Origin of the sequence: Sphingorhabdus sp. SMR4y, assembly GCF_002218195.1 — a bacterium.
GTDB lineage: Bacteria > Pseudomonadota > Alphaproteobacteria > Sphingomonadales > Sphingomonadaceae > Parasphingorhabdus.
On the sequence record NZ_CP022336.1, the window covers coordinates 2585210 to 2598090 of the forward strand.

The window sequence follows — 12881 nt, forward strand, 5'->3', positions numbered from 1 at the left end:
GTTCATGCTCCGTTTGCGGTCTAGGCCGCTACCTTATCCGCCAGCTTCTTCTCTTTCAGAAACCGGTGCATATGTTCGGTGACATCACGGCCGTCCCGGATGCCCCAGACGACCAAGCTGGCACCGCGGACGATATCGCCGGCGGCAAAGACGCCTTCGAGATTGGTCATCATTGATTTGTGATCGACGCGCAACGTGCCCCAGCGGGTGACGGAGAGGTCCGGCGAACCAAACAGGCGAGGCAGGTCTTCTGCATCAAAGCCGAGCGCCTTGATCACCAGATCGGCCTCGACGGTAAAATCGCTGTCCGGTTCGACTTCCGGCGACCGGCGGCCGCTGGCATCGGGCGCGCCAAGACGCATCCTGTTCGCCTTGACCGCTGTGACATGGTCGGTGCCCTCGACCGCTTTTGGGGCGGACAGCCAGACGAATTCGACGCCCTCTTCCTCGGCATTGCGCACTTCATTTTGTGAACCGGGCATATTGGCGCGGTCGCGGCGGTAGAGGCATTTGACCGATTTCGCTCCCTGCCGGATCGAGGTGCGGACGCAATCCATCGCAGTGTCGCCGCCGCCGATGACGACAACATTCTTGCCCTTGGCATCAAAACGGCCATTGTCGAAATCGGGAACGGTGTCGCCAAAGCTCTTGCGGTTGGAGGCGATCAGGAACTCGAGCGCTTCCTCGACTCCCGGCGCCCCCACTCCCGGCATCTGGATATCGCGCGCCTTGTAGACGCCGGTCGCGATCAGGATCGCGTCATGTTTCTCGCGCAATTCTTCCAGCGTGGCATCGCGGCCGACTTCGAAATTCTCGTGGAAGTGGATGCCGCCGTCCTTCAGCCGCTGCACCCGCCGCATGATCACATGCTTTTCCAGCTTGAAGCCCGGGATTCCGTAAGTCAGCAGCCCGCCGGCGCGGTCGTGCCGGTCGTAGACATGGACCTCATAGCCGGCGACGCGCAGATATTCCGCCGCGGTCAGGCCGGCCGGTCCGGCACCGATGATGCCGACCGACTGGCCCTGGGGGCGACCCGGCTGCAGCGGTTCGATCCAGCCTTCTTCCCAGGCAGTGTCGGTGATATATTTCTCCACCGAGCCGATGGTGACGGCGCCATGGCCGGAGAACTCGATCACGCAATTGCCTTCGCACAGACGGTCCTGCGGACAGATGCGGCCGCAGATTTCCGGCATGGTCGATGTCAGATTGGACATTTCATAGGCTTCGCGCAGCCGCCCCTCGGCGGTCAGCCGCAGCCAGTCGGGGATATGATTGTGCAGCGGGCAGTGGACAGAGCAATAGGGCACGCCGCATTGCGAGCAACGGGCGGCCTGTTCTGCGGCCTTGTCCGGCGCATAGCGGTCGGCAATTTCCCGGAAATCTTCCGCTCGCAGATCGGGTTCGCGCTTTTCGGGATAGGCCTGACCCTCCTCGACAAATTTCAGCATTTCCAATTTCTGCGGGCTTTTTGCCATGCCAGATACTCGTTTTCCGTATTTTTGATGATCAGAACAGCCCGTCCCCCGGGATGTTTCTGTTGGACTAGCCAAAAAAACGGCGGGAGTCACGCGCAAATTGTCATATAGGACAGTATATATGTCATAATATCCTATAAGCTCTTCGGGCTGAGGCGGAAAAATATTTCTGATTAGACAAATGGTATCGTTACGGACCTATATTTTCCTCACGACAAGCAGATTTTGAAAAGCTATTGAACGGCAAACCAAAATACAGGCTGTTCATGACCTTCATCCAAATGCTGCTTCTCGCAATCGTGCAGGGCGTTACCGAATTTCTCCCGATATCCTCATCCGGCCATCTGATCCTGCTGCCGGTCTTCACCGGCTATGCCGACCAGGGGCCGATGATCGACATTGCCGTCCATGTCGGCTCGCTGCTCGCAATCATCACCTATTTCTTCAAGGATGTCTGGTCACTGGGGCGCGGCGGGCTGGCCACCATCGGCATCGGCCAGGCGCCAGCCGAGAAAAGATTGTTCTGGTGGATCATACTCGGCACGATTCCGGCTGTCATCGTCGGCCTGTTCCTCAAGACCGGGGGCTATCTGGACGGGTTCCGCAGCACCACGCTGGTTGCCGTCAATCTGATCGTCTACGGCGTGCTGCTGGGCATCGCCGACCGCTTCGGGCGGCAGGTCAAATCGTTCGAGCAACTGACGCTGAAGGACGGTATCATCGTCGGCCTGGCGCAGGCTCTGGCGCTGGTGCCGGGCACCAGCCGTTCCGGCGTGACCATGACCGCGGCCCGTTTCCTCGGCTATACGCGGGTCGAGGCGGCGCGCTTTTCCTTCCTGCTGTCGATACCGGCGGTGGCCGGTGCCGGGGTGCTGATCATTCCCGACCTGATGGGGGCGAGTACCGCATTGCTCAAGGAAGCGCTGATCACCGGCGCGCTGACCTTTCTGGCGGCGCTGGCGACCATGACCTTTCTGATGCGTTTCCTGCGCAAGGCCTCGATGATGGTCTTTGTCGTCTACCGGGTGGCCATGGGTATCGCGCTGCTCGCGCTCTTCTAGGTCCGTTCTTGTTCGACCGCGTCTAGCTGGCCTTGGCGCGGGCGCCAAAGCGGCCGTGTGCGGTATATTTTTCCATCCAGCCATTGGCTACGGCGGCAAGCGGGGTCGGGGCGACGCCGAAACTGTCCAGTCCCCTGGCGCCGGCCGAAACGACATTGTCCTTCTGCAGCATCTTATACTGGTCGGTGGTGATCGGCGAGGCCGGCAGCATCGCCACTATTCTGGCGGCGGCATCCGGCACCTCGACAAAGGTCCGTTCGCGGCCGGTCATCTCGGCGATCCGCCGGTTGAGATCGCCCATGCTGATCACTTCCGGACCGCCCAGCTCGAAGGTCTGGCCGGCAAAATCTTCCGGATGGCTCAGCGCCTCGGCCGCTGCGTCGGCAACATCGGCGACAAAGACCGGCTGGAATTTGGTCTCGCTGCCGATGACCGGAATGATCGGCAGCATCTGGATCATCGCGGCAAAGCGGTTGATGAACTGGTCTTCCCGGCCAAAGACAATGGACGGGCGGAACAGGATTGCGCCGGGAAAAGCTTCGAGAACCGCTGCTTCGCCGTCGCCCTTGCTCTTGCCATAGCGCGAGGGCGATTGCGTGTCGGCGCCGATCGCCGACATGTGCAGCAGGGTCCGGCAACCTGCGCGGGTTGCGGCTTGCGCAACATTGCGCGCGCCTGCGACATGGACGGCCTCGAAATTGCCGTTCAATATGCCGACCAGATTGACCACGCCGTCACAGCCATGGACCGCACGGGCAACGCTGTCGGCCTTGGTCACGTCGGCGCTGACAAACTGCGTCTGGCCGAGATTGCCCAGCGGCTTGATATGCATCGCATTTTTGACATTGCGTTCGGCCACGCGCAGCCGCGCGCCGCGCTCCAGCAGCGCCTGCGCGACATAGCGGCCGAGAAATCCGCCGCCGCCAAAAATGCAAATCAATTGTCCGTCAAGATCCATGTCCGTCTTCCACTCATGTCCTGGTTTCCAAATGCCTCTGCCCCAGCCGGGCGGGTGACGCAACAGGCGATTCCCGATCCATGATAGCATAATTTTCTCCGCCGCACTGCCCGCAACCGCCCCCGTTGCGCCGGGCCGGCGGCACGGCGACCGCCGGCTTTGCATTTTTGCCGATATGAATCATTGACAGCAGAACCATCAAGCGGCTAATCGCCCGCCTCTATCAGGTGGTATCACAACGTTCACCGCCTGCATGGGCCCAGATGGCGGAATTGGTAGACGCGCATGCTTCAGGTGCATGTATTCGCAAGGATGTGGAGGTTCGAGTCCTCTTCTGGGCACCAGATATACGTTCGCAAGTGTTCGTAGAGCATCATAACTCTTTAAAAATAAGCCATGATATGAATTTCTATGTTCACAAGTGATCGTTGCTGATTGTCAGTATTCGCTGCTTTTGGGGGCCACTTTTCAACTCTGATAGCAGCGCCTTAGGGCGACTTGAGCAGCTTGAGAGAATCTAGCTCATCGGACCACCACTGCATCATATCCGCCCGTTCATCCCAGTAGGCCGTGCGATTATATAAGCCCCTTATGGCGATCGATGCTGACAGGGGATGAATATCGGTGCCTCGTGCCCTTCACTGTATTTGCCGGGCCAAAGCCCAATGTGGGTCGCGAAGAATGCTGGCTCGATGTAAATGAAGCGTCTGCTTCTGCGTACCCAGGTGAACGGCACGATTATCCAATGACCTCCATTGCTAACTTCCACTCTGGCCTCAAAGAGAGACATTTGAAACACGATGCGTGTCGCTCCAGTTGCGAACCTTGACCTTTGCTCGATCTGGTGTCCGCTTCGCACCCCAATCTATGACGAAAATACACAGATTCTTAGTCTTTGAAAGCGGACACTCTTCGGGGCCATTCCGGCCAAGGAGAATGAAGATGACGTATTCACAATATGATCCTGCGGCCCAAAGCCGCGTGCCTTGGAACTTTGGTGCCAAGATCTGACCCAAGCGCCCGTTCAATCAGAAACAGATTTGGGCGATCCGGTTCTTTCTTGATCGCGAAAAGCGCGTTCGAGATCGAGCACTCTTTGATCTTGCAATCGATAGCAAGCTGAGAGGATGTGATCTCGTCGAGCTGAAAATCGGCGACCTGGTGAGCGGCCCTGATATTCGGAGGCGTGCAGCGATCACCCTGCGCAAGACGGGGAGGCCGGTTCAGTTTGAAATTGCATCAGACGGCCGAGACAGTTTGTTCGCGTGGCTCGAACTGCGAGGTGGCTCTATTGAGAACTATGTTTTCCCCAGTCGGATCGATCATTCGCGCCATCTCAGCACGCGCCAATATGCCCGGCTAGTTGATGAGGGGGTGGAAGCAATAGGTCTGCGACCAGAGGAATATGATACCCACTCGCTTCGAAGAACCAAGGCGTCGATCATCTACAAGGCGACGGGCAATATCCGTGCAATCCAGATTTTGCTGGGCCATTCGAAGATCGAGAACACCGTCCGATACCTCGGCGTCGACATTGAGGATGCCCTTACCTTGGCGGAGAAGACTGAAATCTGAAGCTAGAGCGGTTGCCCAGAGGGTCTGGGCGACCGTTCTCAGACCATATGGAATTCACAATCTACGGCAACGATTGGGGTGATTTGCGGACTGTGTGCTTTTGTGCTCCGAAGCGGAAAGGGGCGACCACAATTAATGCCTCAATAACTAATCGATCGTTCATGTTGCACCTGCGAACAAAAAAACGCTAGACTGCCTGAATTCACTTCCGCAATCGGAGTCGCAATTGCGTATCGCTGTTATTGATGAAAACCCCGTTCGCGCGGCAATAATAGAAGACGGGCTTGCCGAAGTGGGCGAGCGCGATGTTTTTGTGATTTCGGAGCGTTCGGGAATGGCGCGCGCGATTGAAGCGATTGACCCCGATGTCATTCTGATCGACCTGGGCAATCCATCCCGCGATATGCTGGAGGAATATTTTGCTGTCAGTCGCGCGGTTTCGCGACCGATCGCCATGTTTGTCGAGCAATCGGATGAAGAGACGATTGCCGCAGCGATTGATGCAGGGGTTTCTGCCTATATTGTCGATGGACTTTCACAGCGCCGGATGAAACCGATTCTTGATTTGGCGGTCAGGCGGTTTCAGGCCTTCTCACGGCTGCAAAGCGAATTGAAAGAGGCACGCGATGCGCTGTCCGATCGCACGATAATTGACAATGCCAAAAGGCTTCTGATCCAGAAGCGCAAGATAAGCGAACCGGAAGCCCACAAACTGCTGCGCAATCATGCCATGAACAGCAACAAACGCATGGCGGAAGTCGCAGAGGCTATCGTCACGGCCGAGAAACTATTGGGAGGCGGGCTGTGAGCATCGATCAAATGAATATCGGGTTTCTGCCACTGGTCGATGCGGCGTTGCCGATTTTGGCCCGGGAACACGGCTTTGCCGAAGAACAGGGACTGCAACTCAATCTCATTCGGGACGTCAGCTGGGCTTCGGTGCTGGACAGGCTGCTCTATGGCCACACCGATGCAGCGCATTTGCTCGCGCCGCTTGCGATCGCGACCACGCTGGGCCGCGGCCGTCCGGCAAAGGCTCTGGCTGTTCCGTTTGTCCTGGGCCTGAACGGCAACGCAATTACCATGTCCCATGCTCTGGCCGACAAGGTCGCGCCCGTCGGCAGGCTCGGCGATCCGGTGTCGGTCGGAGAGAAGCTGAAGGCCGAGATCACTGCTCGCGCGGGGACAGGAAAACGCCTTCGATTCGGTGTTGTTCACCGTTATTCCGGCCACAGTTACAAGCTGCGATACTGGCTGGCACAATGCGGTATCGCGCCTGACACCGATGTCGATATCGTGACAATCGCACCGCCGTTCGCTGCTGACGCACTGGCCAATGCCGAGGTGGACGGAATTTGTGTGGGCGAACCGTGGAATAGCGTTGCCGTGGAACGCGGCGTCGGCCGGATCGTACTGGTTACGGCGCAAATCTGGCGGCGCGGGGTTGAAAAGGTGCTTGCCATGCCTGCCGGGAAGCTTGACGATCATCGCGACAAGATTGAACGCCTGGTTCGGGCGTTGCATTTGGCAGCCAAGCATTTTGTCGATCCGGAAAATTGGGATGCCAACGCCGAAATATTGGCCCGCAAGGACTATCTGGATGGTTCGGCAAAGCTGATAAACCGGGCTATTTCAGACCGTATCATGCTCACCGCCGGCGCGCCGCCGACGGATGTTCCGGATTTCATGTTCCAGTATCGGGAGGCGGCGAACTTCCCTTGGAAAAGCCAGGCGGCGTGGCTCTATTCCCAAATGCTGCGATGGGATCATCTTCCCTATGATGCGAAGGATCAACTGCGCGCCGAACAGGTTTTTCGGCCCAATGTCTATCGCTCGGCGCTGCAGGGACTCGACACTCCGATGCCCGGTGCCAATGCCAAATTGGAAGGCAGCGTGACCGGAAGCTTGCCGGTCGGTTCGACTCAGGGGCGGTTGACGCTGGGGGCCAATCCGTTTTTCGATGGCCGTGTCTTTGATCCAATGGAAGTTGAAGACTATCTGGAATCATTGCCTAATTCCTAGATTTTGCTGCAACGCAATATTTTGACTTGCCTTTTTCAGCCCGCTGATGTTATTTGATTCGGGTCGGGGAAATCCTCGGCATCATATTTACCGGTTTGTCCAATGGCGGGCAAGCGCATGGTAGAACGATCTACAATCGAATAGGCAATGTCGCCGCCCAAGCCAGTCTGAAGGACTGCTGCTTGAGGCGGTTTTTTTGTGTGTTTTTTTCGTTCCACCCTTGCGTTGCCCGACAATGAAAAAGGGATTGAGCAATGAAATCGAACCGCCGCAATTTTCTTCTCATGGCTGTCTGCGCAGTGTCATTGACCGCATGCGGAAGCGAAGGTGACAGTTCGTCAAATAGCGGCAAGTCAGTGAAGCCTTCAACCATAGACGGTGCGATTGAAAAGCCGTCCCTGAAACTCGGCTTCATCAAGCTCACCGATATGGCGCCGCTGGCTATCGCCAAGGAGAAGGGCTTTTTCGCCGAAGAAGGGCTGAACGTTACTCTTGAACCGCAAGCGAACTGGAAGGTGCTGCTTGACGGTGTGATCGGCGGGCAGCTTGACGGCGCGCATATGCTGGCCGGGCAGCCACTGGCGGCAACGATCGGCTACGGGACAAAAGCGGATTTGATCGCCCCGCTCTCGCTCGACCTCAATGGCAATGCGATCACCCTGTCAAACAAGGTCTGGGCCCAGATCGAGCCGGGGCTGAAGAAAAATGCCGACGGGAAGCCGCAGCATCCGATCAGCGCTTCTGTCCTGAAGCCGGTCATCGCGAGCTACAAGGAGCAGGGAAAGCAGTTCAAAATGGGAATGGTCTTCCCGGTTTCCACGCATAATTACGAATTGCGCTACTGGCTTGCAGCGGGCGGGATCGAGCCGGGCTATTATACAGCGGGAGACGTGGCCGGAACAGTCGGCGCGGAGGCGGCCTTGTCCGTGACGCCGCCACCGCAAATGCCGGCAACGATGGAGGCGGGCACGATTGATGGCTATTGCGTCGGCGAACCCTGGAACCAGGCAGCGGTACAGAAGAAGATCGGCGTACCGGTCATTACCGATGATGAAATCTGGAAAAAGAACCCCGAGAAAGTCCTCGGACTGCGCGAGGACTTCGCAGAAAAATATCCTGCAACCACCGCCGCCATATTGCGCGCAATAATCAAGGCACAGCAATGGCTGGATGTGGATGGCGGCAAGAACCGTGCAGAAGCGGTGAAGATTCTGGCGCGCCCCAACTATGTCGGAGCGGACGAAGCCGTGATCGGCGCTTCAATGACCGGTCAGTTTACGTTTCAGCCTGGCGACACGAGGCCGGCACCCGACTTCAATATCTTCTTCAACGACTATGCCGGCTACCCCTTCTACTCCGACGCGATCTGGTATCTCACCCAGATGCGGCGTTGGGGACAGATTGCTGAAGACCAGACGGATCAATGGTATTTTGACACCGCGAAAGCGGTCTATCGACCGGACCTGTATCTCGCGGCGGCCAGAAAGCTGGCAGATGAAGGCGTGATTCCCGCCGACAGCATACCGGAAACCGACGGTTTCAAGGACCAGCAATCAGGCTTCATCGATAACATCGTCTACGACGGCAAGTCGCCCAATGCCTATCTCGCCAAATTTCCCATCGGATTGAAGGCCGGTCAGAAAGTGACCGCTGCCGGCGTTAACTAAGCTGCTGATGAACAAAGGAAACAAAGACATGGCTACCGTCATTGCAGATAAGGTCCATAGCGATAATGGCGGGAATTCTCCTGCAAAAGGGGCAGTTGGCAGTATCGATGCTGCCGTTGATCCGGTTGCTACGGCAAAGCGGTCCCTCAAGGCTGCAAAAAGCTGGCCGCTTGACCCGAAGAAAATCCTGGTTTGGCTGAAAGGCCTCGCGGCTCCGACAATAGGGATATTGGCCTTTCTCGCCTTGTGGGCTGCGCTCGCACCCCAGGTGGATACATCGCTCGGCAGCCTTCCAGGGCCGGTTGAAGTCTCCGCTCAAGGCGTTGCGCTTTTTGACGAATGGTCCGCTGCGCAAGATCAGAAAGCGGAATTTTATGCGGCTCAGGATGCCCGCAATGAAGCTGCAATCGCCAGCGGCAGCGCCACCCGGAATTTTGAATATAGTGGTCCCCCGACATTTCTCGACCAGATATGGACTTCTCTGGCGACGGTTGCGCTCGGGTTTTTTCTGGCCACCATCATTGCTGTGCCGCTCGGCCTGATCTGCGGTCTGTCAAAGACGTTCAACGCCGCGATCAATCCGATCGTGCAGATAATGAAGCCGGTCAGCCCGCTCGCCTGGCTCCCCATTGTGACGATGGTGATTTCGGCAACGATGACCGATCCCGATCCGAGCCTGCCAAAGAGCTTCGTGATTTCCGCAATTGTCGTGATGCTTTGCTCGCTCTGGTCGACGCTGATCAATACGGCGATAGGCGCAGCGTCGATCGACAAGGATTTGCTCAATGTCGGCAAGGTGCTTCGCCTCGGCTGGTTCGCCAAGCTGACCCGTCTGGTGCTGCCCTCGGCGCTCCCCTATATTTTTACCGGCATGCGTCTGTCCCTGGGGGTGGGCTGGATGGTTCTGATCGCCGCGGAAATGCTCGCGCAAAATCCAGGACTCGGAAAATTTGTCTGGGATGAGTTCCAGAATGGCTCGAGTCAGTCATTGGCCCGAATAATGTTCGCCGTAATCGTGATCGGTCTGATCGGCTTCCTGCTCGACCGGATCATGATGCTGCTACAAAATTTCGCCAGTCGCAATCGTACGGTTTGAGGGGAAAACCATGACCAATCCTCTACCCGTCCTGTCTTTGAAAAACGTCAGCAAATCCTTTGTCGACGGATCGGGAACGCAAACCGATGTGCTCGACAAAATCAACCTCGATGTCGCCGACGGCGAATTTATCGCCATTCTCGGTTTTTCCGGCGCCGGCAAGACCACATTGATAAACTGCATTGCCGGTCTGACCGAAGCCAATGAAGGTGAAGTGCTGGTCAAAGGCGAGCCTTGTAAAGGCCCGAGCAAGGATCGCGGCCTCGTCTTCCAAAGCTATTCGCTTTTCCCGTGGTTGAGCGTTCAGGCCAATGTCGCATTGGCTGTAGATGCCGTTCATCAGGATAAATCAAAGGAAGAACGCGCGGCGCTGGTAAAGCAGAAGATCGAACTGGTAGGGCTGGACCATGCCATGGACCGCAAGCCGGCTCAGCTATCGGGAGGCATGCGGCAGCGCGTCGCGGTCGCCCGGGCACTGGCGATGGAACCTGAAATCTTGCTGATGGACGAACCCTTGTCGGCGCTCGATGCACTGACCCGGGCGAAATTGCAGGACGAGATCGAGCGCATCCGCAAACATGAGAAACGGACCATCGTTCTGGTCACAAATGATGTCGATGAAGCTTTGCTGCTTGCCGACCGGGTCGCAATATTGACCCCCGCCCCTTCGGCAACCATTGGCAAGATATTCGATGTAAAAATAGATCGCCCCCGGGAACGCGAAGCGATGAACGACGATGCGGCGTATAAAACGCTTCGCAACACGATTGTCGGTTATCTTGATATATTGAGCCACGATCAGAAAGCCATTGCATCGGATTTCGCCAACCTGCCGGATATCAAGCCCCTCGACCTTTCAGGCGCGCAAGAAGTCGAGAGAACGAACTTGCCGCAGGCCTATCTCGACGCGGCACAAAGTCCGATCACGACCCGCTATCTCGAATTTTTCAAACTGAAGAAAATCTATCCAACGCCCAAAGGCCCGCTCACGGTTGTCGAGGACGTAAATCTCCTTATGGACAAGGGCGAATTTATTTCCCTGATCGGCCACTCGGGTTGTGGCAAATCCACGGTGCTCACCATGGCCGCCGGACTGAACGAGATCAGCGACGGCGGGATCATTCTGGATGGCCGCGAAATTGATGTCGCCGGCCCCGACAAGGCTGTGGTGTTCCAGGCGCCTTCGCTGATGCCCTGGCTGACAGCCAGGCAGAATGTCGCGCTCGGAGTGGAGAGGGTTTATCCACATACGTCGCGGTCGGAACGCAAGGATATCATAGAATATTATCTCGATCGTGTCGGTCTCGGTGATGCTATGGATAAGATGGCCGCGGATATGTCGAACGGCATGCGGCAGCGGGTCGGCATCGCCCGCGCCTTTGCCCTGTCACCCAAATTACTATTGCTCGACGAGCCGTTTGGCATGCTGGACAGCCTGACCCGCTGGGATCTTCAGGACGTCCTGATCGAGGTCTGGAACCGCACGAAAGTAACGGCCATCATGGTCACTCATGACGTGGACGAGGCGATATTGCTCGCCGACCGCGTGGTGATGATGACCAATGGCCCGCAGGCCACCATCGGCAAGATACTCGATGTCGATCTGCCGCGACCCCGCGACCGCAAAGCGCTGCTCGAACATCCGAAATTCTATGCCTACCGGCAGGAAGTCCTGCAGTTCCTCGCCGAATATGAACATGGAAATCCGAACAAGAGCGCGCAGCAAGAAGCGGCCTGAACAGAGAGGATGCCCGGCAAGAGAGTAGCTCTTAAACGGGGAAGAAAATGAAAAAAAGAAATATAATTTCATATGCAGCATTGGCGGGAGCCGCACTGGCGACACCTTCCTTTGCGCAGGCCAAGACGGGCGATCCGGTCATCATTGCCGAAGGCTTGACACTGGACCCGATATTCGACGCTCGGCTCGCCTATGAGCATGTTGACCAGCCGCTATCGAGTGCGGACTCCCTGACAATGCGGACACGGGCCGGACTGGAATTGGCCAGTGATATCGGGCTGTCCTTTCTGGTTGAAAGTGAAGCGACGCTGGGAATCATCAACGACTATAACGACACCAATATTGGCAACGGCGTCGAACCGTATTCCGTCGTGGCCGACCCTGAAAATATCGAACTGAACCGCATTCAACTGCAGTTCGCCAAAAAGGACAAGGGTAGCCTTACCGTAGGGCGCCAGAGGATTAATATTGACGACCAGCGTTTTGTCGGCAGCGTAGGCTGGCGGCAGAATGAGCAGACATTTGATGCTGTCAGTGGATCTCTGACAGCATTGAAGCCACTGACGCTGGAAGCCACTTACGCGATTTCCCAGCGGACCATTTTCGGTGCGGATGCCGGTGTGCGTGAAGACTTTGACGGGGATTTTATCTTTCTGGGCGCAGGCGCAAAACTTGGTCCGCTCAATCTGAAAAGCTTTGCCTATTTGCTCGACTTTGACGCAGGTCAGCCGGTTTCCCTGAGTTCCAGCGCCACTTATGGTTTGCGTGCAACGGCAAAGCTTCCGGTCGCCGAGGGTTTTGCGTTGGACCTGGCCGGCAGCTATGCCGTGCAGAAGGACTATAAAGCCAACCCCGCCGACTACTCCGTCGACTATATCGCCGGTTCTGTTGGCACGTCCTATTCCGGTTTCAGCTTGAAGCTGGGGTATGAACGGCTGGGCAGCGATGGCGCGGGCAACCGTTTCCAGACCCCGCTTGCGACGCTGCACAAGTTCAACGGTTGGGCCGACGTCTTTCTCAGCACACCACCGGCGGGTCTGGAAGACAAATATGTCAGCGTGGCCAAGAAGTTCAATCTGCTCGGCGGCGTCACCGCGAGCGCAGCCTATCATGATTTTAGCAGCGATGCGGGAAGTATCGACTACGGCACGGAATTTGATGCAGCGCTCAATTTCAAGATCAACGTTGTCAGCGTCGGCCTGAAATACGCCAATTACAATGCGGACGGCTTTGCCGTCGATACCGAGAAATTCTGGCTGCGGCTGGGATATCGTTTCTAACAACTGGAA

The 12881-nt window shown here is 56.9% G+C and carries 9 protein-coding genes, 1 tRNA gene and 1 pseudogene; 9 read left to right on the forward strand and 2 right to left on the reverse strand.

Annotation, left to right across the window (positions count from 1 at the left end):
* Nucleotides 1-20: 20 nt before the first annotated feature.
* Nucleotides 21-1475, reverse strand: coding sequence for an NAD(P)-dependent oxidoreductase (locus SPHFLASMR4Y_RS12465; RefSeq protein WP_089133834.1), 1455 nt, complete (start codon nucleotides 1473-1475; stop codon nucleotides 21-23).
* Nucleotides 1476-1741: 266 nt separating this feature from the next.
* On the opposite strand from SPHFLASMR4Y_RS12465, the gene SPHFLASMR4Y_RS12470 reads away from it, so the two are divergent.
* Nucleotides 1742-2536: an undecaprenyl-diphosphate phosphatase gene (locus tag SPHFLASMR4Y_RS12470; RefSeq protein WP_089134873.1), complete on the forward strand. Its 795-nt coding sequence runs from the start codon at nucleotides 1742-1744 to the stop codon at nucleotides 2534-2536.
* 22 nt (nucleotides 2537-2558) lie between these two features.
* Here the strand turns inward: SPHFLASMR4Y_RS12470 and SPHFLASMR4Y_RS12475 are convergent, their stop codons facing one another.
* A complete protein-coding gene (locus tag SPHFLASMR4Y_RS12475) occupies nucleotides 2559-3494 on the reverse strand; it encodes a complex I NDUFA9 subunit family protein (protein ID WP_089133835.1) in 936 nt (311 codons plus the stop codon).
* Between the two features lie 257 nt (nucleotides 3495-3751).
* Between SPHFLASMR4Y_RS12475 and SPHFLASMR4Y_RS12485 the strand changes: the two genes are divergently transcribed.
* The 8 genes and pseudogenes from SPHFLASMR4Y_RS12485 to SPHFLASMR4Y_RS12520 all read left to right on the forward strand — a co-directional run bounded on the left by SPHFLASMR4Y_RS12485 (nucleotide 3752) and on the right by SPHFLASMR4Y_RS12520 (nucleotide 12872).
* Nucleotides 3752-3838 (forward strand) — tRNA-Leu (locus tag SPHFLASMR4Y_RS12485).
* A 598-nt stretch (nucleotides 3839-4436) separates the two neighbouring features.
* Nucleotides 4437-5069 (forward strand): annotated as a pseudogene (locus tag SPHFLASMR4Y_RS12490) (tyrosine-type recombinase/integrase).
* 226 nt (nucleotides 5070-5295) lie between these two features.
* Nucleotides 5296-5877, forward strand: coding sequence for an ANTAR domain-containing response regulator (locus tag SPHFLASMR4Y_RS12495; RefSeq protein ID WP_089133837.1), 582 nt, complete (start codon nucleotides 5296-5298; stop codon nucleotides 5875-5877).
* The gene (locus SPHFLASMR4Y_RS12500) at nucleotides 5874-7091 is read left to right on the forward strand and encodes a CmpA/NrtA family ABC transporter substrate-binding protein (RefSeq protein WP_409928896.1); all 1218 of its coding nucleotides are present in this window, start codon (nucleotides 5874-5876) and stop codon (nucleotides 7089-7091) included. The genes SPHFLASMR4Y_RS12495 and SPHFLASMR4Y_RS12500 overlap by 4 nt, the downstream gene beginning before the upstream one ends.
* Before the next feature lie 356 nt (nucleotides 7092-7447).
* Nucleotides 7448-8758 carry a CmpA/NrtA family ABC transporter substrate-binding protein gene (locus SPHFLASMR4Y_RS12505; protein ID WP_260806965.1) on the forward strand — a complete coding sequence of 437 codons (1311 nt, stop codon included), beginning with the start codon at nucleotides 7448-7450 and terminating at the stop codon, nucleotides 8756-8758.
* Between the two features lie 28 nt (nucleotides 8759-8786).
* A complete protein-coding gene (locus SPHFLASMR4Y_RS12510; RefSeq protein WP_089134875.1) occupies nucleotides 8787-9854 on the forward strand; it encodes an ABC transporter permease in 1068 nt (355 codons plus the stop codon).
* A gap of 10 nt (nucleotides 9855-9864) precedes the next feature.
* A complete protein-coding gene (locus SPHFLASMR4Y_RS12515; RefSeq protein ID WP_089133839.1) occupies nucleotides 9865-11592 on the forward strand; it encodes an ABC transporter ATP-binding protein in 1728 nt (575 codons plus the stop codon).
* A gap of 47 nt (nucleotides 11593-11639) precedes the next feature.
* A complete protein-coding gene (locus SPHFLASMR4Y_RS12520) occupies nucleotides 11640-12872 on the forward strand; it encodes an alginate export family protein (RefSeq protein ID WP_089133840.1) in 1233 nt (410 codons plus the stop codon).
* The last annotated feature ends 9 nt before the right edge of the window (nucleotides 12873-12881 follow it).